Raw genomic sequence first — 25,301 nt, forward strand, 5'->3', positions numbered from 1 at the left:
GATGTTGACCTCCGCCTTCTCGTTCACCCGCCTGCGCGCCCAGTTCATCAAGGAAGTGCTCAGCGTGCTGCGCGACCCGCGCAGCCGCATGGTGGTGTTCGTGCCGCCCATCCTGCAGCTGCTGGTATTCGCCTTTGCCGCCACGCTGGAAGTGCGCAACGTCGACATCGCCGTCTACAACCAGGACGCGGGGCGCTGGTCGCACGAACTGGTGCAGCGCCTGGACAGCGCTCGCTTCATCACCCACGTCCGGCATGTGGACAGCCAGCGGCAGTTGCACGAGATGATCGACCGGGGTGAGGTGATCGCCGCGCTCGCCATTCCCGCGGACTTCTCGCGCACCATCGCCGCAGGCGGCAGCGGCCAGGCACAGGTTCTCGTCGATGGCCGGCGCAGCAACTCGGGCCAGATCACCGTCGCCTACCTGTCCACCATCGCCGCCGATGTCGGTGCCGAGGTCGTGCCCGACGCGCAGGCGCCAACGCCCGTGGTCGTGCGTCACTGGTTCAACCCGAACCTGGTCTACCGCTGGTTCATCGTGCCTGGGCTCACGGGCATCCTGGCGCTGTTCAGCGCGCTGCTCATCACCTCGCTGTCGATCGCGCGCGAACGCGAACTGGGCACCTTCGACCAGTTGCTGGTATCGCCCACCTCGACGCCGGAGATCATCATCTCCAAATCACTACCGGCGCTGGCCATCGGCACGCTGCTGGGCCTGTTCATGATCAGCGCGGGCGTGTTCCTGTTCGGCATTCCGTTTACCGGCTCGTTCGCGCTGCTGCTCGCCAGCCTGGTGCTGTTCATCCTGTCGGTGGTCGGTATCGGCCTGATGATTTCCGCGGTCAGCATGACCCAGCAGCAGGCCATCCTGGGGGCGTTCGCCATTGGCGTGCCGGCGGTGCTGATGTCGGGCTTTGCGACGCCGGTGGAAAACATGCCCATCGTCCTGCAATGGATGGCCCAAGCCATTCCGCTGACCCACTTCCTCATCATCGTCGAAGGCAGCTTCCTCAAGGCCATGCCGCCCGGCGACATTCTCGCCAGCCTGTGGCCGCTGGCGGTCATCGCCCTCGCCACGCTGACGATGGCCACCGTATTCGTCCGAGGACGCCTGCAATGAAAACCAAAACCCGCCACCTCTCCTCGCGCACGCCAGCCGCACCGCCGGCGTCCAGGCGCTTGCGCCCGCTCGCGCTGGCCCTGTCCTGCGTGCTGCTGACCGCCTGTGCGGCCGTGGGCCCCGACTACCGCGAGCCGCCTCCTGTGGACATCGGCAGCGGTTGGACCTTGCCTCTGGCGAGCGAATCGCAGTCCGCGGACCTGGCCCGCTGGTGGTCCGTGCTGGACGATCCGATTCTCGATCGCCTGATGAATACGGCGCTGGCGCAGAACCTGGATCTGCGTCAGGCAGCTGCACGCATCGATGAAGCGCGTGCCCTGCGCGATCGCGTGGCCGGGGAGCGTCTTCCCACCGTCGGCGCTGGGGCCAGCGTCAATCGGCGCCGTCAAAGCGAAAACGGCCCCTTGCCCGTGGGCTCGATTCCCGGCATGGACGCCACGCAGACCATCTACGACGCAGGCTTTGACGCGGCCTGGGAGGCCGATCTGTTTGGCGCCAAGCGCCGTGCGCTGGAAGGCGCCAGCGCCCGCCTGCAAGCCACCGAAGTCGAAGCACAGGGTGTGCGCATGCGCATCGTGGCCGAGGTCGCGCGCACCTGGTTCACCGCCGTTGGTGCTAGGTACGAACTGCATGCACAACAAGCCACGCTGGATACGCTGCAGCAGACCCTGGAGCTGGTGCGCCTGCGGCATGCATTGGGGGACGCATCCGCCGCCGATGTGGAGGCGGCTTATGCGCAGTGGACTGCCGTCAACGCACTGCTGCCGGACATCCAGGCACGCCAGCGCGCCGCAGTGCTGGGCCTGGGCGTGCTCTTGGGCGCTCCACCCGAGCGTGAACTGGCCTTGCTCGACGGCCCTTTGGCACCGTGGAGGCTGCTGGCCCTACCGGTGGGCGAACGTGCCGACCTGCTGCGCCGCCGCCCTGACGTGCTGGCCGCGGAACGGCGTCTGGCGGCGAGTTCCGCCGACATCGGCGTGGCCACGGCCGAGCTGTTCCCCAAACTCTCCATCGGTGTCGGCGGCGGGTTTCAGGCGCTCAGCACGGGCAACTGGTTCGATGCATCCAGTTCGCGTTTCTCCATCCTGCCGCTGATTTCCTGGCGCCTGTTCGACGGCGGTCGCGTGCGTGCCGAGATTCGGGCACGCGAGGCCGCCGAGCAGCAGGCGGCGCTCGCCTACGAGCAGGCGGTGCTGGCGGCTTTGGGCGACGCCGAGCGTGCGCTGGGCGACTATCACGGCGGGCTGGACACGTTGGAGCGCCGTGCCATGGCCCTGGATGCGGCACGAACCAGCTACGGCTACGCCAAGGCCCGCTACACCGCGGGCGATGTGGCACTGGTGGAGCTGCTGGCCGCCCAGCGCAGCCTGCACGAAGCCGAGACTGCGGCCGCACGTGCGCATACCAGCGCCGCCGTGCAATTGGTGGCGCTGTACAAGGCGCTTGGGGGTGGCTGGGAGGTATCCAGCACGACGCCAAGCGCTGCCCATTCGCCTACAGGCGCCGCCGCACCCACGCCTCGTGCAAGTCGCTTGGGCAGCCCTGCAAGCGACGCCGCGATGGAACATCTCGCAAGCCAGAGCGCGGATCGCGAAACCCTTGCCCACTTGATCATCAACAGGCCAACCGAAGGAGCCAAGCCATGACCACCACCGCCTTTTTCATTCCGCCCGTGAACCTGATGGGCGCGGGCTGTCTTCGTGATGCAGCCAAGGCCATCCAGTCCTATGGCTTCAGGAAAGCGCTGATCGTGACCGACCTTCCCTTGGTTCGTCTCGGACTGGTCGGCAAGGTGCGCGACCTCCTTGTCAGCCACGGCGTGGATGTCTTTGTTTTTCATGGAGTGCAGCCCAACCCGACGACCAAGAACGTGGCCGATGGACTGAAGCAACTGCGCGAAAACGATTGCGATTTCATCGTCTCACTCGGCGGCGGTTCGCCGCACGACTGCGCCAAGGGCATCGCACTGGTCGCTGCCAATGGCGGAACGATCAAGGATTACGAAGGCCTTGACCAATCGGCCAAACCTCAGTTGCCCTTGGTGGCGATCAACACCACGGCCGGCACGGCCAGTGAGATGACCCGCTTTTGCATCATCACCGACGAGGCACGCCACGTGAAGATGGCGATTGTCGACAAGCACACGACGCCCATTCTCTCGGTGAATGATCCTGAGCTCATGCTGCTGAAACCAGCCAGCCTGACCGCCGCCACCGGCATGGATGCTCTTACGCACGCGGTGGAGGCTTATGTTTCAACCATCGCCACGTCGATCACCGATGCCTGCGCACTCAAGGCCGTGACACTGATAAGCCAATGGCTGCGCGAGGCGGTGGCTAACGGGCGAAACGTCGAAGCACGCGAGCAAATGGCCTATGCACAGTTTCTCGCCGGCATGGCCTTCAACAATGCCTCGCTGGGTTACGTGCACGCCATGGCGCATCAATTGGGGGGCTTCTACGATCTGCCGCACGGTGTGTGCAATGCCGTTCTGCTGCCGCACGTGCAGGCCTACAACAAGCAGGTTGCTGCAGGACGCCTCGCCGACATCGCCCGCGCGATGGGAGAAAAGACCGATGGCCTGAGCAACGATGCAGCAGCAGATCTGTGCCTGGTAGCAATTCGCCGACTGTCCGCCGATATCGGCATTCCTGACGGGCTGTCACAGCTTGGCGTTCAGGCCAAGGACTTTCCCACCCTGGCCACCAATGCGCTCAAGGACGCGTGCGGACTGACCAATCCCATACAGGCGTCGCACGAGGAAATCAGTGCCATTTTCGCGGCGGCCATGTAGCCGTCGGCGTGATTTCCCGGACCCGTTTCATCCCACCATCAAGGAGTGTCTCCATGCAAACGAACGTAGGAAACCTCGATCGCATCGCGCGCGTCGTCATCGGCCTGATCCTGCTCAGCTTGCCGTTGTGGCTGGATTCACCGTGGCGCTGGCTGGGGCTCATTGGAATCATGCCGCTCGCCACCGGCCTGGCGGGCCGCTGTCCGGGCTATCGCCTGCTCGGCGTGAACACCTGCCCGATGCACCAGAAAAAGCCCGAGTGAGCATCCCATGAAACTGAATTTTCTGGGCGCTGCGCGCGAAGTCACCGGGTCGTGCTTCCTGGTGGAGGCGGCGGGCCTGCGCTTCCTAGTGGATTGCGGCATGGTTCAAGGGGGATCTGCGGCGGCGGCGCGCAACCGCGAGCCATTTCCGTTCGACCCGGCAGCTATCGATTTCGTGCTCCTGACCCATGCCCACATCGACCATAGCGGGCTATTGCCCAAACTCACGCGCGCCGGGTTCAAAGGGGCCATCTACACCACTCCCGCCACGGTTGATCTGCTGGGAGTGATGCTACCCGACAGTGCCCACATCCAGGAGAGCGATGCAAAACGCAGTGCCAAGCGGTTCCGCGGAAAGGACCCACTGCCGCCGCTGTACACGCTGCAGGATGCGCGCGAATGCCTGCAGCAGGTGCGAGGCATCGAATACGACCGGGAGTTCGCGCCCCGGGTCGGGGTGCGCGCGCGCTTTCGCGATGCCGGGCACATCCTCGGGTCGGCCATCATCGAAGTCTGGGTCACCGAGTACGGCTACCCGACAAAACTGGTATTCAGCGGCGACCTTGGCCAGCCGGGACGCCCGATATTGCGCGACCCGACACCCATCGAGGACGCCGACATCCTCGTCATCGAGTCCACCTATGGCAACCGCCAGCACAAGAATTTTTCGGCAACCGAAGAGGAGATGATCGGCATCGTCGAGAAAACCCTGTTCGAACGCGGTGGAAACGTCATCGTGCCGGCCTTCGCGGTCGGTCGAACCCAGGAAGTCCTGTACCACCTGCACCGTCTCACCAGCGAGGGGCGGCTGCGGCAGCCGAGGGTATTCGTCGATTCACCGATGGCCACGGAGGCCACTCGCATCACGCGCGAGCATCTTGAGCTGTTCGATGAGCAGGCCAAGCGCCTGGCTGGATGGCACGCCCGCGGCGAAAACCTGCCGTATCTGCATTTCACGGAAAGCGCCGAGGAGTCCATGGCGCTGAACCAGATTCGTTCGGGCGCGATCATCATTTCCGCCAGCGGCATGTGCGACGCGGGACGCATCCGGCACCACCTGCGCCACAATTTGCCGCGCAAGGAGTGCAGCGTCCTGTTCTCCGGCTTCCAGGCGCAGGGAACACTGGGCCGCCAACTGGTCGATGGCGCGGCGCGCGTGCGCATCTTCGGCGACGACATTCCGGTGCGCGCGGCGATCCACAGTGTCGATGGGCTCTCGGCGCACGCCGACCAACCAGCCCTGATGGCCTGGGCCCGAGGCTTCAAGCAAGCCCCGAAGCAAACGTTCGTGGTGCATGGGGAGTCGTCCGCCGCGCAGGCTTTGGCTGAACTCCTGCAACAGCAGCTTGGCTGGCAGGTCTCGGTGCCCGAGCACGGTCGGGTCGTTCCGTGGCCGGATTTTCTGGTGGTCGAGCGATGACACCGCCCGCTGCTCCTGACGAGCACCTGCGCGCCATCCTCGATTCACCCACATACCGCCTTGCGTATGAAGACATCGATTTGCTTGGCCAGGACGATCTGCGCCCGCTGCGTCTCCAACTCGAACTGCTCAAGCCCGAACGTGTCTTGCGTGAGCAAGGCGTGCATTCGACCGTGGTGGTGTTTGGCAGTGCGCGCGTAAGCGATGCTGTCACCGCACGCGACAGGCTCGATGTGTTGGAGCAGCGAGCGGGCACCATGCCGGGGAATCCGACGCTTGGGCGGGAACTGGCCTTGGCCCGTCGCCGCGTGGGACAGGCACGCTATTACGAAGAGGCACAGCGCTTCGCTCAACTGATCTCTGCTCGTTTCCAGCAGGAGGGGCGGTGCGATTTCGTCGTTATCACCGGTGGCGGCCCAGGCATCATGGAAGCCGCCAATCGCGGTGCTTTCGATGCAGGGGCTCGCTCGATCGGCCTCAACATCACGTTGCCGCACGAACAAGCGCCGAACCCCTACATGTGTCCGGAGCTGGCGTTCCGGTTCCACTATTTCGCGCTGCGCAAAATGCATTTCTTGCTGCATGCGAAAGGTTTGGTGGCCTTCCCCGGTGGTTATGGAACGCTCGACGAACTGTTCGAGGTACTGACCCTGATCCAGACCGGGAAGATGCAACGGATTCCGGTGGTTCTTGTCGGGCGCAGGTTCTGGCGTCGCGCAATCAATTTCGACTATTTGATCGACGAGGGCTACATCGACGCCGAGGACACCGACCTGTTCGAGCACGCTGACGATGCCGACGAAATCATTGCCGCCTTGGAGCGCTTTCACGCAAATTCCATGGTGAAAGGCATGTCAAAAAAACGCGAGACTGGAACCTGACTCCATGACAGACCAGTCCCCATCCATCAGTCCCGATTTGCAAGGCTTGAGCAGCACCGAAGCCGCGGGGCGCCTGGCGCAGGACGGCCCGAATCAGCTGCCCGGCGGCAAGCCCAAGTCCAACCTGGCCATCGTGCGCGAGGTGCTCACCGAGCCCATGTTCCTGATGCTGCTGGCCGCCGGCGGCATCTACCTGGCGCTGGGCGACAAGGGCGAAGCGCTGTTCCTGCTCGGCTTCGTCTTCGTGGTCATAGGCATCACCCTGGTGCAGGAGCGGCGCACGCAGCGCGCGCTGGAATCGCTGCGCGAACTGTCGGCCCCGCGCGCGCTGGTGCTGCGTGACGGCGTGGAGCGGCGCATCGCCGGCGCCGAGGTGGTCTGCGGCGACCTGCTGCTGCTGCACGAGGGCGACCGCATCGCCGCCGACGCACGGCTGCTGCAGGGCGAGCTGGAGGTGGACGAATCGCTGCTCACGGGCGAGTCCGTGCCCGTGGCCAAGCTGGCAGGCGCCCCGGTCGAGCCGGGCGACGGCCCCGACCTGTTCGCCAGCACCGTGATCACGCGCGGCCGGGGCCTGGCGCGGGTGCTGGCCACGGCCGGGCGCACCGCGGTGGGCCGCATCGGCGCCGACCTGGCCAGGGCCGAGGCGCCGCCCTCGCCGCTGCAGCAGCGCTCGCGCCGGCTGGTGCGCGGCCTGGGCGCGCTGGCGCTCACGCTGGCGGCGGCGCAGGTGCTGCTGGGCTGGTGGTGGAACGGCCGGCCCTTGCTCGACAGCCTGCTGGCCGGCATCGCCCTGGCCATGGCGCTGCTGCCCGAGGAAATCCCCGTCATCCTCACCGTGTTCCTGGCGCTGGGCGCCTGGCGCCTGACGCGGCTGCAGGTGCTCACGCGGCGCGTCACCGCCGTGGAGACCCTGGGCGCGATCACCGTGCTGGCGGTGGACAAGACTGGCACGCTGACCATGAACCGCATGGCCGTGGCCGAGCTGGCCACGCCCACCGGCCACTGGCAGGCACCGGGCGCGCAGGAGCTGCCCGAGGACTACCACCGGCTGGTGGAATTCGCCCTGCTGGCCACCCCGGCCGACCCGTTCGACCCGATGGAGCAGGCCATACAGCGCTTCGGCCACGACTGGCTGCAGGGCACGGAGCATGTGCACGACGGGCGCGAGCCGGTGTTCGAGTACGCGCTGTCGGGCGAGATGCTGGCCATGACGCGCGTCTACGCCAGCGGCGCGCCCGACCAGCACCTGCTGGCCACCAAGGGCGCACCCGAGGCCGTGGCCGACCTGTGCCACCTGGACACGCCGCGCCTGGCCGCCGTGCGCGCCCAGGTCCAGGCCCTGGCCGAGCGCGGCCTGCGCGTGCTGGGCGTGGCCTGCGGACGCTGGACGGGCCAGGGCGCCCAGGCGCAGGCCTGGCCACCGAGCCAGCACGACTTCGACTTCGAGTTCTTGGGCCTGCTGGCCCTGGCCGACCCGCCGCGCCCCGAGGTGCCGGCGGCCATCGCCGAATGCCGCGCCGCCGGCGTGCGCGTGGTCATGATGACCGGCGACCACCCGGCCACGGCGCGCGCCATCGCGCGCCAGGTGGGCCTGTCGGAGCGGCCCAAGGTCATCACCGGCGATGAGATCCAGGGCCTGGACGACGCCACGCTGCGCGAACGCCTGCAGCATGTAGACCTGTGCGCGCGCCTCAAGCCCGAGCACAAGCTGCGCCTGGTGCAGCTGCTGCACGCGGGCGGCGCCGTGGTGGCCATGACCGGCGACGGCGTGAACGACGCGCCCGCGCTCAAGGCCGCGCATGTGGGCATCGCCATGGGCGAGCGCGGCACCGACGTGGCGCGCGAGGCGGCCGACCTGGTGCTGCTCAAGGACAGCTTTGCCCACATCGTCGCCGCCGTGGCACAGGGCCGGCGCATCGACGCCAACCTGCGCAAGGCCACGCGCTTCGTCTTCGCCGTGCACCTGCCCATCGTGGCGCTGGCGCTGGTGCCCACGCTGGCGCACTGGCCGGCGCTGCTGCTGCCGGTGCATATCGTGCTGATGGAGCTGCTGATCGACCCGGCCTGCTCCATCGTCTTCGAGGCCGAGCCCGCGGCGGACGACTTGATGCAGCGCCCGCCGCGGCCGGTGGATGATTCGCCCTTCGCGCTGCGCGCCCTGCTGCTGCCGCTGCTGCAGGGCGCCGGCATCGCCGCGCTGCTGCTGGCCGCGCAGGCCTGGCTGCTGGCCCAAGGCTGGAGCCAGGCCCAGGGCCGCACGGTGGTGTTCGGCGTGCTGCTGGCGTGCGTGCCGCTGCTGATCCTGGCGCAGCGCAACCCGGCGCGGCCGCTGTGGCGGCCCGGTGGCGGTGCCAATCCCTGGCTGCGCCCCATGGCGGCGGCCGTGGGCCTGCTGTTGGCGGCGCTGCTGGCCATTCCCGCCCTGGGCCGGCTGCTGGGGCTGGAGGGCGCTGGCCTGGCCAAGCTGGCGGCCATGGCCGCGCTGCTGGCGCTGTGCCTGGCGTGGCTGGAGCTGTTGAGGCTTGTCATGGCACGACTCACGGCACGCACAGTGTCAGCAAGGTGAGGCTGGCATGGCTTACGCAAGCAAGGTGTCTTGTCTCGCTTTTTTGCTCCTGGCAAGTTCGGCCGTCACCGCCACCGTAGTCGGTCGTGCCGCTGAGCCCTTGCAGCCAAGCCAGAATGAAAGCTGTACACCGGAGCAAACCTTGCACTGGCGCGGTGGCACGCTGCGCCTGGAGAACGATTTGTTCACGGGCACCGACCGCAACTACACCAACGGTGTGGCGCTGAGCGTGGTTTCGCGCGATCTGCAAGGCACGCTCCGCCCGGAGTGTCTACCCCAACCGATTGCCTGGTACACCCGCTTCATCGGCTGGGCTGATCCCGAGTTCTGGCGCGACTCCGGCGCCCAGTCGGCATCGCAAAACATCGTCGTGCGCTTCGGTCAGTCCATGTACACGCCCGAGGACAAGACGCGCACCGATCTGATTTCCGACGATCGCCCATACGCCGGCCTGCTGTACCTGGGCTTGGCATGGAATCGCCGCGTCCACCCACAGGCCGCCAGCTATGAAATGCTGGATGTGCGCGAACTGACCCTGGGTGTGATTGGCCCCTGGTCGTTGGCGGAGCAATCGCAGGATCTGGTGCATCGGGTGCGGGGCATCGATCGTTTTCGCGGCTGGGACAACCAGTTGCGCAACGAACCCGCGTTCCAGATGGCGATGGAGCGCAAGTTCAAGTCGTACACAGAGGGTGCCGTCCGGCCGGGGTGGAGCGGCGACGTGATCGGCAGCTATGCCCTGCGGATCGGAAACATCGAAACCGCAGCCAGCACCGGTGTCGAGCTGCGTGCTGGCTGGAACATCCCCAATGACTTCGGCAGCTATCCGATTCGTCCCGGCGCGGAGAACCGCCCGCCCTCGGGCGTTTCCGACCTGCGCAGAACAGAGCCTCAATCAGCGCGCGCGCCCAAACCCGGAGCGCATGCATTCCTGAATCTGGAGGCCAAAGCCGTTGCCTGGGATTTCTCGCTCGACGGGAATCTGTTTCGGCACAGCCATCACGTCAGTCGACGGCCCTGGGTCGCTCAGGCAGCCATTGGCATCAGCAGCCAATGGATTGTTGCCGGGCATGGCGTGCGGCTTGCCGTGATGCGCGTCTGGAGAACCCGCGAGTTCGACCAGCAGATCGGCCATCACGCCTTCGGATCGATTGCGCTGAGCATGGAATTTTGAAAGCCCGAAGCCACGCGCCCGCCTGCGAAGCATTCACCAACAACCTCCATGGAGAATCCCGTGAGTCACCTCTTGAACCCTCGACAGCTTTTGACCATCGCCTTGTCGGTAGCCTTGGCTACCGCCGCCACGGGACAGGGCGCGCAGTCCGCCGAGGCTGCAAAGCCGATGGCGCTTCGCAGCGTCATGGAGCGACTTGGCCGTGACATGCAAGCCGTTACCGGTGCGATTTCCAAGGAGGAATGGACGCTGGTCGCCGAGTTGGCGCCAAAAATCGCCAAGCATGCCGAGCCACCCCTGGGCGAAAAAATGCGCATTCTTGGCTGGCTTGGCACGGATGCCGGGAAGTTTCGGGGTTTCGACGGGCAGGTCCAGGACGCTGCGAGCGCCATGGGGGATGCCGCCAAGCGCGGCGACGGCCAGGCCGTGATCGCCGCATTCTCCAAGACGCAGCAAAGCTGCCTCGCTTGCCACCAAAGCTTCCGGCAATCGTTCGTGGAGCAGTTTTATGGGCACCGCTGACACGCACTTGTCCCAGATCGGTTTGCATGGAACATCACGATTGGGAGCGTCACGATGAGCAACTCACAACCGAGCCTCATCCTGGTGCTCAATTGCGGCTCCTCAAGCATCAAGTTCGCCTTGTTCGATGCACAGGCGTGCCTGTTGCCGCGCCAGCCGCTGTGGCACGGCAAGGTGCAAGGGATTGCTGGGCCCGCGCCTGAGTACAGCGACAGTGGCACTGCGCAGCAGCGCATCCATCTGGATCACGAACACCCTCACACCGCCGCTCTGGCGTTGATTCAAGCGCGCATCGTGGCCCGACTTGATGGCCGCCGCATCGTGGCCATCGCGCATCGTGTCGTCCATGGCGGCAGCAGGTACTTCGAGCCAACCGTGGTGACCGATGGCACCATCGCGGAGCTGCGGGCCTTGATTCCTTTGGCGCCGTTGCATCAACCCTTTCCCCTGAAGGCCATGAGTTTGCTGTTCGAGCAGTGGCCCGGAATTGTTCAGGTAGCGTGTTTCGATACAGCCTTTCACCGCACGGTGCCGAAGGTGGAGCAGATCCTGCCGCTGCCGTACTCGGCCTGGGAACGCGGTCTGCGCCGCTACGGCTTTCACGGCCTTTCATACGACTACATGAGCCACGTTCTGCCCGAGCGCCACGGGGATCTGGCGCGCGGCCGCACCATCGTTGCACACCTCGGCAGCGGGGCCAGCCTGTGCGCAATGCAGAACCTGCAAAGCATCGCCACCACGATGGGATTTTCCGCACTCGACGGTCTGATGATGGGCACCCGTGCCGGTTCGCTCGATCCGGGCGCCTTGCTCTATCTGATGGAGATCGAAAAGCTCTCGCTGGAAGAAGTGGGCCGCACGCTTTACAACCAGTCCGGCCTGCTCGGTGTTTCCGGGATTTCGGCCGAACCGCGCGTGGTGGTGAAGCACGAGAGCGATTCCGGCGAAATCGGCGAACGCGCCCGCATCGCGTTGGCGCTCTACGTGCGCCGTATCGTGCGGGAGATTGGCGCACTGACCGCAGTCCTTGGTGGCCTGGATTTACTCGTGTTCACTGCCGGTGTCGGTGAGCACAACGCCTTCGTGCGCGAGCGCGTCTGCCGCGACCTGGCCTTTGCCGGCATCAAGCTGGATGCCGATGCCAACGCCATTGATGCCCCGGTCATCTCCACCACCGACAGCCGCGTGCTGGTCGCGGTGGAGCCTACCAACGAGGAATGGATCGCCGCGCGCTATACGCAGGAATTGATGGGCGCCGCGTGATGTCCCAGCCAGGCCGAGCGCGTTCAGCTCAACTGACTCTGTAGCCACGCAGGGATTCATCGACATAAAAGAGGGGAAATCGCATGACCACTGCTTCCACCATCCGCCAGCTCTGGCTTGCCGGCCACGGCCCCATCGTCCATGGCGACGAGACCGTCGAACGCATGGAAATCCTGGTGACCCGTTTGATTGCTGAAGGCCGTGTTGCCGACGAGACGACGGCCTACACCCTGCTTGCCGCCGCCGACCGCCTGAGCTGCGTGGCCATGAACGTGGTCGCGCACATGACCTATGCGCGCCGCATCGATCTTTCCGGCGCAGCGCTGTCAGACGCAGACTTCAAGCCCACGCCCGAAGGCCACATCGGCGGCTCGTTGAACATGGTGCAGGCCTTCGTCGGCTACCTGCTGGCCAACGTGCTCACCGGCAGCACGCGCGGCTGGATCATGGGCCAGGGCCATTGCGTCGCCGCCATCGAAGCCGTCAATGCGCTGACCGGCGATGTCTCGCCCGCGCAGCGGGGCCGCTACAACCGCAGCGAGGAAGGCCTGTCGCGCCTGTGTGCCGATTTCTATTCCTATGCCATCGATGCGCAAGGCCGCCCGGCCGTGCCGCTGGGCAGCCATGCTGGCCCCAATACCGCCGGCGCCGTGTCTGAAGGCGGCTACCTCGGCTTCGCCGAACTGCAGTACATCCACATGCCGCTGCCTGGTGAATCGCTGGTCGCATTCCTCAGCGACGGCGCCTTCGAGGAGCAGCGCGGCCCGGACTGGGCGCCGCGCTGGTGGCGCGCGCAAGACAGCGGCTTCGCTGTGCCGGTGATGATCCTCAACGGCCGCCGCATCGAGCAGCGCACCCAGATCATGCAGGAAGGGGGTGCGCAATGGCTGGCCGAAGACGTGCGCCACAACGGCTTCAACCCGGTGATCGTCGATGGCCGCGACCCGGCCGCGATCGCTTGGGCGATTGTCGAATCCGAGGGCGCGCTGCGGGCGTTTGCCGCCAGCCCGGATCGTCGGTATCCGGCGCCCCTCCCCTACGTGATCGCCGAGACCGAGAAGGGCTTCGGCTTTCCCGGTGCTGGCAGCAACGCCGCGCACAACCTGCCGCTGGGCGGCAACCCCCACACGGATGCCGCCATGCGTGGGCGGTTCAACGAAAGCGCGGCGGCACTGTTCGTTGCGCCGGCTGAACTCGACGCCGCGCTCACCGCCTTCGCAACCCACGCCGCCCAGCAGCGCCCGCTGGAAAGCGCGCATCCGATGGCGCACCGCCACCCCGCTGCGCCCAGGCTGCCCGAACCGCGCTGGGAAATATCAGGCAGCGAAGGCAGTGCGATGACGGCGCTGGATCAGTGGTTCGTTGAATTCGCCAAAGCCAATCCCGAGCTGCGCATGCGCATCGGCAACCCTGACGAATTGGCCAGCAACAAGATGGGCGGCACGCTGGCGCTGCTCAAGCACCGCGTCAACGAGCCCGAACCCGGTGTGCCTGAGGATTTGCACGGCGCCGTCATCACCGCGCTCAACGAAGAGGCCGTGGCCGCCGCCGCACTCGGCAACAAGGGTGGATTGAACCTGATCGTCAGCTACGAGGCCTTCGCCGTAAAAATGCTCGGCCTGATGCGGCAGGAAATCATCTTCGCCCGCCACCTGCGTCAGGTCGACCGGCCCGCCGGCTGGCTGTCGGTGCCACTCATCGTCACCTCGCACACCTGGGAGAACGCCAAAAACGAACAGTCGCACCAAGACCCGACCGTTGGCGAAGCGCTGCTGGGCGAGATGTCGGACACCTCGCGCGTGTTGTTCCCAGTGGATGGCAACACCGCCGTCGCCGCGCTGCGCGACGTCTATGCCGGACGCGGGCAACTGGCCTGCCTCATCGTTTCCAAGCGCGACGTGGAGAACCGTTTCGATGCCGAATCGGCGCAACGCCTGATCCGTGACGGCGCGGCCCATCTGATCGGTGACCCCGCCGAGGCCGAAGTGCAGCTCATCGCGCTGGGTGCCTACCAACTCGACGAGGCGATCAAGGCGCAGCAGCACCTTGCCGGGATGGACAAGCGCGCCTGCGTCACCGTCATCCTGGAACCTGGCCGCCTGCGCATCCCGCGCGATGCCATGGAAGCGGAATTCGTCGATGACGACGCCACCGTCAGCGCGCTGTTCCCGCAAGGCCTGCCGCGCGTCATCCTCAGCCACACGCGCCCCGAGCCCATACTCGGCATTCTGCGCCGCATCGACAACGGCCCGACCAAGACGCATGCCCTCGGCTACATCAGCCGCGGCGGCACCTTCGATGTCCCCGGCATGCTGTTCGCCAACCGCTGCACCTGGGCACATACGGTGGATGCCGCAGCGACCATGGTCGGCTGGAATCGCAAAGCACTGCTCGACAATGCACAACGCGCGGCTCTTGATGGCACCGGCGATCCCAAAGATCTATTGAGCCCGTGAGTCAGGTATGCGAATCCTGTGCCGGTCATGAAGTGCCCCGGCAGCTCCAGGCCGGTGGAGGCGATGTCCTTCGCGGTCTGCGCCAGTTTTCGACTGCGCAACGTGCCCAGCAGGTTGCATGCCAGGATCACGCATCGCCTGCACCGCTTATCCAGTCCCTGTTCGTCCAGGGAGTCGGCGCGCTGCTGCATCGCCTGCTTGGTTTCACCACCGGAGCCCAGGTTGCTCAGGCCCGCCCTGCTGCCATTCGAACCGGGTGGCCTCAATCACGCGGGCCTGCCGCTCGATGGGCAGGTGCGATTTCAGTTCCACGGTCACGCCTCCCAGGCGCTGCGCGTCGTACTGACGGCCACGCTCGGGCCGATCGTCCGGCACCTTCCACAGTCCTTCGACTACGCGCTCCATGATGCTGGTACGGCGTGGTGCCTCCAAGTGCCCGAACGTGGCTAGACACTTTGCACGGGGGCGAATGGGCCTGCCTTGGGCATACCCTCACCCTGCGTGGCATGTCCTTCAATGGGGCAGCTTGACGGCCTTCCAGCCGCTGTGGCTGAAATACTTGCCGTAGGCGTTGGAGGCCTGCGCGACCTGCACCACGCCGGCGGCGCGCTTGCCTTCTCCTTGCTTGCCCTGGGCGGCCTCGGCGCCCGCCACCAGGTCGGCCACGATGATGTGCAGCTGGGCGTCCGCCTCGGGGGGCAACTTGCAGTTTTCCACCATGTAGGCGACCTGCTGGCCGACGGCGTTGCCGAAGGCGTCGTAGTCGGCCGCCGTGGCCTTGTTTGCATGAGCCGCCGGCAGGATTTTCGTCACCGATGCATGGACGGCCGTCATGGCCTGGCGCAGCGGCGCGTCGGTGTCCCATTTCTTGCCGGCGTTGAGTTGCAACTGGTGGGTTTCGGCGCTGCCGTGGCTGTCGTGCGCGCTCGCGGCCATCGAGGTCAGAGGGACTGCCAGGGCGGCGGCCAGCAGCAGTGTGGTGAGTTGTTTCATGGAAATGCTCCGTTGAAAGTTGAACCATGCAAGGTGGCCGTGCGGGTTGCCTGGCTGCCTTGCCCTCTTCAACGAAGCGCGCGTCTGAATGTTCCATGTGTTTTGCATCTTTGGTGCACGGCCCTATTTGCGGTGCAGCAGCTCCTCCTCCGTCGCCTCCTGCGCGTAGCGACCCAGCAACAGCTGCAGCAGGCGCTCGCGCTGGGCGGTATCCAGCAACTCGCGCTCGGCCAGCAACTGGGTGATCACGCGCTGCTGCTGCGCGGCCTGCAGGCGGGCAATGGCGGCTTGCTCGGCGTCGATGGCCGCACGGTCGGGTGCGGGAGCGAAGATGTGGCGCACCAGGGCTTCGCGGCGGTGGCGTATGTCGTCCCAGTTGGATGACAGGTCGTGCAGGAACGGCGCCTCCAGCGCGTCCCAGCGCATGCGTTGCCCGGGCGTGAGCGCCAGGTAGTCCGGCAGATTCACGGCCGACACTGGGGGTGGCGCCACGCGGGCAGGGCGCAGCACCAGCGCCGCAAGAATGCCCAGGTTGAGCGCCAGCGAGACGGCCAGCAGGGTGCGGATCCAGGTGGGGTGTTTCATGGCAGATTCCTTGGCAGTCGGCAAATCTCGGTGGCGGCGCACAGCCCGCCCGGCGGCACGGGGTCGAACACGCGCGCCATGGCGGGGTCGGCGGCCGCAAACGTGGTAGGAATGGCTGCCCCCGTGCCCAGCAGCAGCCCGCCCAGCCACAGGCCCGAGGCCAGCGCCGCGCCAGCCGCCAGGCCCGTGGGCATCCAGCCCAGAAGGTCCCAGCCGGCACGCCGGGGCTTGGCGGCGCGCGATGGCCGCCGGTCGCGCAGGCGCTCCTGCAGCTGCGCCGCGAGATCGAAGCCCAGCGTGGGCGATGGCAGGGCGAGCAGTTCCTGGCGCAGCGCCCGCAGCGCATCGAGCTGCCGGCTGCAGACAGGGCAGGCCCGCAGGTGGCGCTGCAGCGCGGCCTGCCGCCGGGCAGACAGCACGTGGTCGACCAGGGCGGAAAGATCTTCGGTGCGAGGACAGGTCATGGTGGCTCCTTACGGTCAGCGTGGCATGTGCTGCAGCAGCCCGGCGCGCGCGCGGGCGATGCGGGATTTGACGGTGCCCAGGCCAATGCCCAGCACCTCGGCAATGTCCTCGTAGGGCATGTCCTCGATGTCGCGCAACAGCAGGATCTCACGGTGCTCCACCGACAGCCGCGCCAGCGCGCGCTCCAGCTCCGCGATGCGCTGGCGCGCCTGCAGCATGGCCTCGGGCGTGGGCGTATCCGCCGGTACCTGCTCATGCAGCGCGTCATCCAACGCCACGAACTCCAGGTGCCGCGCGCGACGCAGCCGGTCCAGCGCCTGGTTGCGCGCGATGCGGAACAGCCACGTGGACAGCTGCGCCTGCGGGCGCCAGCGGGGCAGCGCCTGGTAGGCGCTCAGAAAGGTTTCCTGGGTCAATTCGCGCGCATCCTCCTGTGACCGAGTCATGCGCACCAGAAAGCGGTAGATGCGATCCTGGTAACGCGTCACCAGCTCAGAGAACGCCGCAACCTCCCCGCGCTGGGCGCGGGCAATGCAGTCGGCTTCATCGGGCTGGCTCAAGGGGGGCATTGCCAGTGTCAACGAGCGGGGCGCGCAAAAGTTCCATCTTCGGGCAAGCCCTGACGAACCCGTCTTCGTCAGTCCAGCAAGACTCGCGGTTCGCTTCATGCTTCTCATCAATACGTCCGATGGCGGCATGTGGCAACGTGAACTGACCATTGCCTTAATCGGATGAACACGAGGTGAACAGAAGGTTCAGTGTTGATTCACCCCCGGTTAGTCAAAATTATTGGCATCAACAGCTCTGATGCTGTGAAAGGAACCGACGATGAAACGAAACCCACACTTCAAGCCCCGGCTGGCCACCCTGGTGCTGGCCGTCGCGGCGCTGCCGGCGGTGGCATCCAGCGACTGCGACGCCCCGGCCTCGCGATGGCAGTCGCGCGAGGCGGTGCGCCAGATGGCGGCGCAGCAGGGCTGGCAGATCGAGCGACTGAAGATTGACGACGGCTGCTACGAAATCCGTGGCACTGACGTCCAGGGCCGGCGCTTCAAGGCCAAGCTCGATCCTGAGACCCTGCAGGTGCTGAAGATCAAGTTGCGCGAGCGCGATGACCACAACAAGGACCGGGAGCGGGAGCGCGAGCGCCGGCGCGACCACACGCCGCAGGATGCGGACACTGCCCCTTCCTCACCCCTCTTTACCCCGGGCAGCGCGCCGCGCGGCCAGGTGCAATGAATCGCCTCCCCTCTTTCCAGGAGAACCCTATGTCCAGACCCCTGATCACCGCCATTGCCGCAGCCTGCGCGCTTGCCGTGCCCGCCCTCGGCCAGGCGCGCGAAGTCACCATCGCCACCCAGCTCAAGAATTACGGCGGCGACGGCGCCTACTTGGCAGTCTACCTGACCGATGCCAAGGGCGCCTACGCCGGCACGCTCTGGGTGGCCGGCGGCAAGGCCAAGTACTACAAGCACCTGGCAGACTGGAACCGCCTGTCGGCGGGCGATGCCAAGCGCCTGCAGGGCGTGACCGGCGCCAGCGTCGGCGCGGGCCGCACGCTCAAGGTGACGGCCGATCTGGCCGACGCGCTGATCGACGCCGGCTACGAGATCCGCATCGACGCCGCCGTGGAGGACATGCGCGACAGCCCCTCCGAGGTGCGGCTGCCCCTGACGGCGGCCAACGCCGGCAAGGCGCAGGCGGGCAAGCAGTACATCCAGTCGGCCAGCTTCCAGCTGAAGTAAGGAGCAAGGCATGAACTGGAAAGCCGTCCACCGATGGCTGGGTCTGAGCCTGGGCACCGTGGCCCTGGTGCTGGGCCTGTCCGGTGCCCTGCTGGCCCTGGACCCGGTGCAAGAGGCCTGGCAGGCGCCGACAGCACCGGCCGACCTGCCGGTGGCCACGCTGGTGCAACAGGTGCAGCAGGTGATGCCCGGCGTCGAGGAAATCCGTCGCCTGCCCTCGGGCGCCGTCGCCGCCTTCGGCTTCGACGGCGACCAAGCGCAGGCGCGCTACGTCGATGCAAGCAGCGGCCAGCTGCTTGGCAACTACCAGCCCTCCAGCATGCCGCGCTGGGTCAAGAACCTGCACCGCGCGCTGCTGCTGGGCGATGGCGGGCGCTGGGGCGCGGCGGCGACGGCGCTGGCCATGGCGCTGCTCTCGATCTCAGGCCTGGTGCTACTGCTGCGCCGCATGGGCGGCTGGCACCATGTGGCAGGCCGGGTGCGCGGCACGCTGGCGCAGCGCCTGCACGTGCTGGCGGGCCGGGTGGTCGTGGCCCTGCTGCTGCTGTCTTCGATCACGGCGCTCGCCATGAGCGCCTCGACCCTCGGCCTGCTCGAGCTGGAAGCCGGGTCCGAGCCCGACGTTGTTTCCAGCGCCGGCGCGGGGGCCGACCTGACGCCTGCGCAGCTGCCGCTGCTGCGCGACCTCGGCGTCGGCGAGCTGCGCCGCGTCAACCTCCCCGATGCGGGCGACCCCACCGACACCTGGCAGGTGGCGACCACGCGCGGCCAGGGCTGGATCGACCGCCACAGCGGCGATACCTTGGCTTGGCAGGACGCGACGTTGGCGCAGCGCCTGGACCACTGGGCTCGGGTACTGCACACCGGCGAGAGCGCCTGGCCGTGGGCCGTCGTGATGGGCCTCGCGGGCCTCTCCGTGTTGCTGTTCTGGCTGAGCGGAGTGCTGATCTGGTGGCAGGCTCGGCAGAACTCCATACGCATCGATGACAACAGCGCGCTGCAGCAGGCCGACGTGCTGATCTTCGTCGCCAGCGAGGGCGGCAGCACCTGGGGCTTTGCCCAGGCCTTGCATGCAGCCTTGGTGCAGGCCGGGCGGCGCGTGCACAGCGGTGCACTGGAGCACTTCCAGATCACGCCGGGCGCGCGCCAGGTATTTGTCCTGGCGGCCACGCATGGTGATGGCCAGCCGCCGGCGCATGCGCGCCATGCTCTGGAGCGCATCGCCGCGCAGGGCCGCAGCAGCGAGCCGGTGCCGGTGACAGTGCTGGGTTTTGGCGATCGCCAGTACCCGGCGTTTTGCGCCTATGCTCACGCAATCGACCAGGCGCTGCGCGCCCAGGGCCATCCCGCGCTACTGCCGTTGGAGCTGATCCACCAACAGTCGGCGCAACAATTCGCCCGCTGGGGCGAGGCGCTGGCCAAGGCGCTGGGCCAGCCGCTGGCGATAGTCTATCGGCCGCGCCTGCCCGCCACCACCGCGCTGACGCTGGTCGAGCGGCGCGACTACCCCGGACAGGCCGATCGGCCCACGGCCATCCTGCGCTTTGCCTGGCCACGCCAGCCGTGGTTTGCGCGTCTGCTCGGCCGCGGCCTGGGCCGCTTCGAGGCGGGCGACCTGGTGGGCATCGTGCCGCCGGGGGACGCGGTGGCGCGCTATTACTCGCTGGCGTCGGGCAGCGCCGACGGCTTTCTGGAAATATGCGTGCGCCAATGGCCCGACGGCGTGTGCTCGACGCACCTGCTGGGGCTCAGGCCGGGCGACAGCACGCAGGCCTTCATCCGCGCCAACCCGGGCTTTGCCCTCAGCGGTCGGCCGCCGAGCGTGCTGCTGATCGGCGCCGGCACCGGCGTGGCGCCACTGGCCGGCTTCATCCGGCGCAACGACGGGCGCACGCCGATGCACCTGTACTTCGGCGCGCGCGACCCGGCCACCGACTACTACTTTGGGGCCGAGATCGAGCGCTGGCAGGCCGAGCAGCGCGTGGTCAGCGTCAACACCATCTTCTCGCGCGTGCCCGGCGGCGGCTACGTGCAGGAAGTCCTGCACCGCGACGCCGAACGCCTGCGCAAGTTGCTGGCCGCCGGCGCCGCCGTGCGCGTGTGCGGCAGCCGCCCCATGGCCCAGGGCGTGACCCAGGTGCTTGATGCGCTGCTGGCGCCGCTGGGCCTCGACGTGAACGCGCTGAAAGCCAAGGGGCGCTATGCCGAAGACCTGTTCTGAGCCCTTGCACCGGCTGCAACTGCACGGGCCGACCATGGCCACGCGCTGGGCCGTGAGCTGCGACGTGCCGCCGGCGCTGGACGCGAATGCGCTGCGCCAGGCGCTGGCTGAAGCGGTCGTACAAGTCGATGCCCAGATGTCGCCCTGGAAGCCGGAAAGCGCACTGAATCAGCTCAACCGGTCGCCGGTAGGCGATTGGCTGGCACTGCCGGCGCAGATCCTTGAGGTGCTGGCCCGCGCGCTCGAAGTCTGCCGCCTGAGCGACGGAGCGTTTGATCCCGCCGTCGGCGCACTGGTCGATGCCTGGGGCTTTGGCGCGGCACGCGACGCGCCGGACGCCGAGGCCATCCGCGCCGCTCGCAATACCGAACGCCTGCCGACACCGCAAGCCCTTGAGCTGGATCTGGCCGCGGGCCTGGCGCGCAAGCACTCGCCACTGCAGCTCGATCTGTGCGGCATCGCCAAGGGCTATGCCGTGGATCGTATGTGTGCCGTGCTCACCGGACACGACGTGTGCCACGCCCTGGTCGCACTGGACGGCGAGCTGCGCGCCATCGGCCCCCAGGCCAGTGGCGCGCCCTGGGCGGTGGCACTGGAGAGCCCGCGTGCAGGCCTGCGCGCCGCGCACGGCGTGATCGAGCTGCAGGATCTGGCCGTGGCCACGTCGGGCGATTACCGGCACTTCGTCCAGGTGGGCCAGGCACGCCTGGCGCACAGCATGGACGGGCGCAGCGGCAAGCCGGTGAACAACGGCGTCTCCAGCGTCACCGTGCTGGCGCCCCGTTGCATCGATGCCGACGCCTGGGCCACCGCCTTGCTGGTGGCAGGCCCTGGCCAGGGCCTGGCGCTGGCGCATCGGCACGGCCTGGAGGCCTTGTGGCTGCTGCGCCGGGGCGAGGCACTGGTTGAGCTGGGCTCGGGCCGCTTCGCCGCAGCCGCACCGGCGGGTACGGCATGAACGCGCGGTGAATGACGCGTTCAGCGTCAGTTCACCGGCACCGGCGCAAACTGCAGCCACAGTCGATCGTGACTGCAGTGCACCTCAAGGAGAACGTCATGCAAGTCGCCACCACCATCGCCTCTATCGGCATCGCCGCCGCCCTGATGGGCAACACCGCCCTGGCCGGCGATCACGCTGATCGCACGCAGCGCCACGCCAGCCGCGCCGAGCGCATCGAAGCGCTGAACGCACCCTGGCAGGCCATTCCCAACTCAGCCGAGGCGGGCACGCCCGGTCATGGCTGGCAATACTTCTTCAACCCGCAGGCAGCGCGCGCCGTCGTCATCAGCCCCGATGGCCATTACTACCTCAGTCGCGGCAAGGGGCTGCGCTGGATCGCCGCAGCCCAGCCAGCAGCGGAAACGGCAACGGCGCCCTGGCAGGCCATCGCCAACGCGGCCCAGGCCGGCATGCCCGGGTTCGGCTGGCAGTACTTCTTCGACCCGATTGCCCCCCATGCGGTGGTGATCAGCCCCGACGGCCATTACTACCTCAGCCAGGGCGAGGGCCTGCACTGGGTGGCCGCGGCGCAGCAGCCGGCGCGCGTAGATGCGGCCGGTGCGTGAGGGGCGGCCCGGCGACAGCGTGCGCGATGATGTGAGGCCATGAACAAACGCCGCCACATCCCCCTGTCCATGCCGGACCCTGACCCACAGGCCTGTTCGCTGGCCATGCGCATTGCCGTCTGCCAAAAAGTGCCGCTTTTTGCCGACCTCGATGCGCAGCAGCTGGCGCAGGTCAACCGGCATTGCCATGCGCGGAATGTCGGCGCCGGCGCATCCATCTACCTTGAGGGCGATGCCGCGACGCATCTGTACGTGGTGGCCATCGGCGCCGTCAAGACCACGCGTCTGGCAGCCGATGGGCGCGAGTCGCTGATCGACCTGCTCACCCCTGGCGACTTCTTTGGCGCCCTGCCGGTGCTGGGGCAAAAGCATTACGTCGACAGCGCCACCGCCCTGACGCCGGCCTGCCTGCTGGGCCTGGATGCACCTGAGTACGACGCCATCCTGCAAGAAATTCCGCAAGTCGCCGTGGCCACGCTCAAGGGCGTAGCGCACCGGCTGACGCAGTCGCAGCACGCCATTCACATACTGGCCGGGGCGCCGCTGGAGCGGCGCCTGGCAGCTTTGCTGCTGGTTCTTGCCGACAAGGCCGGCAAGCGCTGGAACGGGGCCATGCTGCTGGACGTGCCGCTGGCGCGCGAGGACCTGGCCGCCATGGCCGGTGCGGCCACCGAATCGGTCAGCCGCTTGCTCAGCCAGTGGCAGCGCGCGGGCTGGATCGACGCCGGCCGGCGCTGGGTCGCCATCGTCGATGCAGCGCGCCTGGAGCAAGTGCGCGACGGCATGGTTTGAGTCAGCGCCAAAGTCGGCTGCTGTTGATTGACGTTTCTCATGGAGCAATCCGGCGGGTCTGCCTACAGTGAAGGCATCCCTCAACCAGACCGTCATACAAGGAGAAAACCATGACCAACACCAACAGCAACACCCGCACCACCTTGCGCGCCGAGGGCTTTTCCTGCCCATCCTGCGTGACGAAGATCAAGAAAAGCGTCGGTGCGATGGCTGGCGTGAGCCACGTCAAGGTGCACTTCGCGTCGGCGCGCATTGAAGTCGATCACCACCCCGAGACCGTCAGCGCGGACGATCTCATCGCCGCCGTCGCCAAGGTGGGCTACACCGCGCGCGCCTCGGCGTTCTGACGCACCACCACGGCCCCCGCGCCGCTCACTCCACGAGCAGCACACCGCCGCGCCCGGCGGTGGCGGCTGCCCCTGTCCCGCTTGACCACCTTTGGAGGCCAACCCCATGAACAAGATCAACGCATGGATCAACGGCCGCTGGACGACTCCCGCCCTGTCCGGCCTGCTGATCCTGGCTTCATTCACCGCCTCCAAGGGCTACGGCGCCATCCTCGCGGCCCAATGGCTGATGGTCGCCGCCGCCATCGTCGCCGGCGCGCCCATCGTGCGCAACGCCGTGCGTGCGCTCGCCGTGCGCCACATCAGCATCGACCTGCTGGTGAGCATTGCCGCCATCGGCGCGCTGATCATCGGCGAGTATTGGGAGGCGGCGGCCGTCACCTTCCTGTTTGCCATTGGTCACGCGCTGGAATCGGCCACCTTGAACAAGACCCGCGCGGCGCTGGCCGAGCTGATCGCCGTGGCGCCGGACACGGCCGTGGTGATGCGCAAGGGCGAGCAGGTGGAAATCCCCGCCGCCAGCGTCGCCATGGGCGAGGTGGTGCTGGTGAAGAACGGTGCCAAGGTGCCGGTCGATGGCGAGGTGATCGCCGGCACCGGCGCGCTCGACGAGGCGTCGATCACGGGCGAATCCATCCCGGTGGAGAAGTCTAAGGGCGACCACGTCTTTGCCGGCACCCTCTCGCGCGGCGGCTTCCTGCAGGTGCTGGCCACCGGCATCGGCGCCGACACCACGCTGGCGCGCATCATTCACCGCGTGGAAGACGCGCAGGACGCCAAGGCGCGCACGCAGAAATTCATGGACCGGTTTTCGTCCTGGTACACCCCCGCCGTGGTCGTGCTGGCGCTGCTGGCCGGCCTCATCAGCGGCAGCGTGGTGCTGGGCCTGACCCTGCTGGTGGTGGCCTGCCCCGGGGCGCTGGTAATCTCCATTCCCGTATCCATCGTCGCCGGCATTGGCCGCTCGGCGCGCGACGGCATCCTGATCAAGGGTGGCGAGTTCCTGGAGACCGCGGCAAAGATCGACGTCGTGGCCGTGGACAAGACCGGCACGCTGACCAAGGGCCGCCCACAGCTCACCGACGTCGTGGCGCTGGCCCCGGGCATGGACAAGAACCAGGTGCTGGCCTGGGCCGCTCGCGCCGAGGCCGGCTCCGAGCATCCGCTGGCTCGTCCCATCCTGGAAGCGGCGGAGCAAGCAGGCATCGCGGTGGCCGCGCTGCCCGAGAAGATCGAGCCTGTGATCGGCAAGGGCATCACCGCGCACGTCGATGGCAAGCGGGTGCTGATTGGCAACCTGGCCCTGCTCGAACAGTTTGGCGTCGCCGATACGGTGAGCGCGGACCGCCAGGCACACGAACTCGCCACCCAGGGGCGCACGCCCATGATCGTTGCCGTGGACGACCAGGTGCTGGGCGTGATCGCCGTGGCCGACGAGATCCGGCGCGACGCCGCCGCCATGGTGGCCGCGCTGCACAAGGCGGGTGTGAAGAAGGTCGTCATGCTCACCGGCGACGTCAAGCCGGTGGCCGATGCGGTGGCCGCCGCCACCGGCATCGACGAGGTGCACGCCGGCCTGCTGCCCGAGGACAAGCTCGACATCGTCGCCCACCTGCAGCGCGCCGGCCACGTCGTCGCCATGGTCGGCGACGGCGTCAACGACGCCCCGGCGCTGGCGACCGCCGACGTCGGCGTGGCCATGGGCGCAGCCGGCTCGGCCGTGGCGGTGGAGACCGCCGACATCGCGCTGATGGGCGACGACCTGCTCAAGCTGCCCGAGGCCATCTCGCTGGCGCGGCGCACGCTCTCCAACATCCGCCAGAACATCGTCATCGCTCTGGCGACCGTCGGCCTCCTGCTGGCCGGTGTGCTGATGGGTGGGGTGACCATGGCCGCCGGCATGCTGTTCCACGAAGGCTCGGTATTGATCGTGATTGCCAATGCCATGCGGCTGCTGCGGCGCGCGACACCGGCGCACTCAGCGCCCTTGTCGACAGTGGCGAGAGAGTCGGCTCCATCCATTTGAGCGGTGCACATGATCGTTGCCTCGGCCTCTGGCATCTCGGTGCCAGAGGCCTTGCTCCCATCCCAGCCGCTGCACTGCCGCAAGAATCTTGCCGGAACC

At 67.3% G+C, this 25,301-nt stretch carries 23 protein-coding genes and 1 pseudogene; 19 read left to right on the top strand and 5 right to left on the bottom strand.

Annotation, left to right across the window (positions count from 1 at the left end; translation table 11 throughout):
- Window position 1: 1 nt before the first annotated feature.
- The 11 genes from ABUE11_RS10025 (at window position 2) to ABUE11_RS10075 (ending at window position 14,462) form a co-directional block, all read left to right on the top strand.
- The gene (locus ABUE11_RS10025; protein ID WP_201395634.1) at window positions 2-1,120 is read left to right on the top strand and encodes an ABC transporter permease; all 1,119 of its coding nucleotides are present in this window, start codon (window positions 2-4) and stop codon (window positions 1,118-1,120) included.
- Window positions 1,117-2,766, top strand: a complete 1,650-nt coding sequence (locus tag ABUE11_RS10030; RefSeq protein WP_201395635.1) for an efflux transporter outer membrane subunit — start codon at window positions 1,117-1,119, stop codon at window positions 2,764-2,766. Before ABUE11_RS10025 ends, ABUE11_RS10030 begins: the two co-directional genes overlap by 4 nt.
- The gene (yiaY, locus tag ABUE11_RS10035) at window positions 2,763-3,914 is read left to right on the top strand and encodes an L-threonine dehydrogenase (RefSeq protein WP_201395636.1); all 1,152 of its coding nucleotides are present in this window, start codon (window positions 2,763-2,765) and stop codon (window positions 3,912-3,914) included. Before ABUE11_RS10030 ends, yiaY begins: the two co-directional genes overlap by 4 nt.
- 53 nt (window positions 3,915-3,967) lie before the next feature.
- A complete protein-coding gene (locus ABUE11_RS10040) occupies window positions 3,968-4,177 on the top strand; it encodes a DUF2892 domain-containing protein (RefSeq protein WP_201395637.1) in 210 nt (69 codons plus the stop codon).
- Window positions 4,178-4,184: 7 nt separating this feature from the next.
- A complete protein-coding gene (locus ABUE11_RS10045; RefSeq protein ID WP_201395638.1) occupies window positions 4,185-5,597 on the top strand; it encodes an MBL fold metallo-hydrolase in 1,413 nt (470 codons plus the stop codon).
- Window positions 5,594-6,478 (top strand): TIGR00730 family Rossman fold protein, encoded by an 885-nt coding sequence (locus ABUE11_RS10050; RefSeq protein ID WP_201395639.1) that lies wholly within the window; start codon window positions 5,594-5,596, stop codon window positions 6,476-6,478. The genes ABUE11_RS10045 and ABUE11_RS10050 overlap by 4 nt, the downstream gene beginning before the upstream one ends.
- A 4-nt stretch (window positions 6,479-6,482) precedes the next feature.
- Window positions 6,483-9,047: a cation-translocating P-type ATPase gene (locus ABUE11_RS10055; protein ID WP_201395640.1), complete on the top strand. Its 2,565-nt coding sequence runs from the start codon at window positions 6,483-6,485 to the stop codon at window positions 9,045-9,047.
- Between the two features lie 7 nt (window positions 9,048-9,054).
- Window positions 9,055-10,221: a lipid A deacylase LpxR family protein gene (locus ABUE11_RS10060; RefSeq protein ID WP_236598208.1), complete on the top strand. Its 1,167-nt coding sequence runs from the start codon at window positions 9,055-9,057 to the stop codon at window positions 10,219-10,221.
- A gap of 48 nt (window positions 10,222-10,269) precedes the next feature.
- Entirely contained in the window at window positions 10,270-10,743 is a 474-nt protein-coding gene (locus ABUE11_RS10065) for a cytochrome c (protein ID WP_201395641.1), read from the top strand.
- A gap of 54 nt (window positions 10,744-10,797) precedes the next feature.
- Window positions 10,798-12,006 (top strand): acetate/propionate family kinase, encoded by a 1,209-nt coding sequence (locus tag ABUE11_RS10070; RefSeq protein ID WP_201395642.1) that lies wholly within the window; start codon window positions 10,798-10,800, stop codon window positions 12,004-12,006.
- Between the two features lie 83 nt (window positions 12,007-12,089).
- Window positions 12,090-14,462 carry a xylulose 5-phosphate 3-epimerase gene (locus ABUE11_RS10075; RefSeq protein ID WP_201395643.1) on the top strand — a complete coding sequence of 791 codons (2,373 nt, stop codon included), beginning with the start codon at window positions 12,090-12,092 and terminating at the stop codon, window positions 14,460-14,462.
- Here the strand turns inward: ABUE11_RS10075 and ABUE11_RS10080 are convergent.
- The 5 genes and pseudogenes from ABUE11_RS10080 to ABUE11_RS10100 all read right to left on the bottom strand — a co-directional run.
- A pseudogene (locus tag ABUE11_RS10080) lies at window positions 14,441-14,894 on the bottom strand (DUF3363 domain-containing protein); the annotation flags it as partial. The gene ABUE11_RS10075 and the pseudogene ABUE11_RS10080 sit on opposite strands and share 22 nt — an antisense overlap.
- Before the next feature lie 81 nt (window positions 14,895-14,975).
- Window positions 14,976-15,455 carry a hypothetical protein gene (locus ABUE11_RS10085; protein WP_201395644.1) on the bottom strand — a complete coding sequence of 160 codons (480 nt, stop codon included), beginning with the start codon at window positions 15,453-15,455 and terminating at the stop codon, window positions 14,976-14,978.
- 123 nt (window positions 15,456-15,578) lie between these two features.
- Complete coding sequence (locus tag ABUE11_RS10090) at window positions 15,579-16,040, bottom strand: Spy/CpxP family protein refolding chaperone (RefSeq protein ID WP_201395645.1); 462 nt, start codon at window positions 16,038-16,040, stop codon at window positions 15,579-15,581.
- On the bottom strand, window positions 16,037-16,504 hold the full coding sequence (locus ABUE11_RS10095; RefSeq protein WP_201395646.1) for an anti-sigma factor: 468 nt from the start codon (window positions 16,502-16,504) through the stop codon (window positions 16,037-16,039). Before ABUE11_RS10095 ends, ABUE11_RS10090 begins: the two co-directional genes overlap by 4 nt.
- A 15-nt stretch (window positions 16,505-16,519) precedes the next feature.
- Entirely contained in the window at window positions 16,520-17,074 is a 555-nt protein-coding gene (locus tag ABUE11_RS10100; protein ID WP_201395647.1) for a sigma-70 family RNA polymerase sigma factor, read from the bottom strand.
- 259 nt (window positions 17,075-17,333) lie between these two features.
- Between ABUE11_RS10100 and ABUE11_RS10105 the strand changes: the two genes are divergently transcribed.
- From ABUE11_RS10105 to ABUE11_RS10140, 8 genes are all read left to right on the top strand, one after another.
- Entirely contained in the window at window positions 17,334-17,744 is a 411-nt protein-coding gene (locus ABUE11_RS10105) for a PepSY domain-containing protein (RefSeq protein WP_201395648.1), read from the top strand.
- Window positions 17,745-17,773: 29 nt separating this feature from the next.
- Window positions 17,774-18,250 (top strand): DUF2271 domain-containing protein, encoded by a 477-nt coding sequence (locus ABUE11_RS10110; RefSeq protein ID WP_201395649.1) that lies wholly within the window; start codon window positions 17,774-17,776, stop codon window positions 18,248-18,250.
- A gap of 10 nt (window positions 18,251-18,260) precedes the next feature.
- The gene (locus ABUE11_RS10115; RefSeq protein WP_201395650.1) at window positions 18,261-20,471 is read left to right on the top strand and encodes a PepSY domain-containing protein; all 2,211 of its coding nucleotides are present in this window, start codon (window positions 18,261-18,263) and stop codon (window positions 20,469-20,471) included.
- On the top strand, window positions 20,452-21,429 hold the full coding sequence (locus ABUE11_RS10120; protein ID WP_201395651.1) for an FAD:protein FMN transferase: 978 nt from the start codon (window positions 20,452-20,454) through the stop codon (window positions 21,427-21,429). Before ABUE11_RS10115 ends, ABUE11_RS10120 begins: the two co-directional genes overlap by 20 nt.
- A 98-nt stretch (window positions 21,430-21,527) precedes the next feature.
- Window positions 21,528-22,037 (top strand): hypothetical protein, encoded by a 510-nt coding sequence (locus ABUE11_RS10125; RefSeq protein ID WP_201398550.1) that lies wholly within the window; start codon window positions 21,528-21,530, stop codon window positions 22,035-22,037.
- A gap of 39 nt (window positions 22,038-22,076) precedes the next feature.
- Complete coding sequence (locus ABUE11_RS10130) at window positions 22,077-22,829, top strand: Crp/Fnr family transcriptional regulator (protein WP_201395652.1); 753 nt, start codon at window positions 22,077-22,079, stop codon at window positions 22,827-22,829.
- 110 nt (window positions 22,830-22,939) lie between these two features.
- Window positions 22,940-23,176 (top strand): heavy metal-associated domain-containing protein, encoded by a 237-nt coding sequence (locus ABUE11_RS10135; RefSeq protein WP_367065230.1) that lies wholly within the window; start codon window positions 22,940-22,942, stop codon window positions 23,174-23,176.
- A gap of 106 nt (window positions 23,177-23,282) precedes the next feature.
- Complete coding sequence (locus ABUE11_RS10140) at window positions 23,283-25,202, top strand: cation-translocating P-type ATPase (RefSeq protein WP_201395654.1); 1,920 nt, start codon at window positions 23,283-23,285, stop codon at window positions 25,200-25,202.
- Window positions 25,203-25,301: the final 99 nt, after the last annotated feature.

Source organism: Oryzisolibacter sp. LB2S (assembly GCF_040732315.1).
GTDB lineage: Bacteria > Pseudomonadota > Gammaproteobacteria > Burkholderiales > Burkholderiaceae_C > Alicycliphilus > Alicycliphilus soli.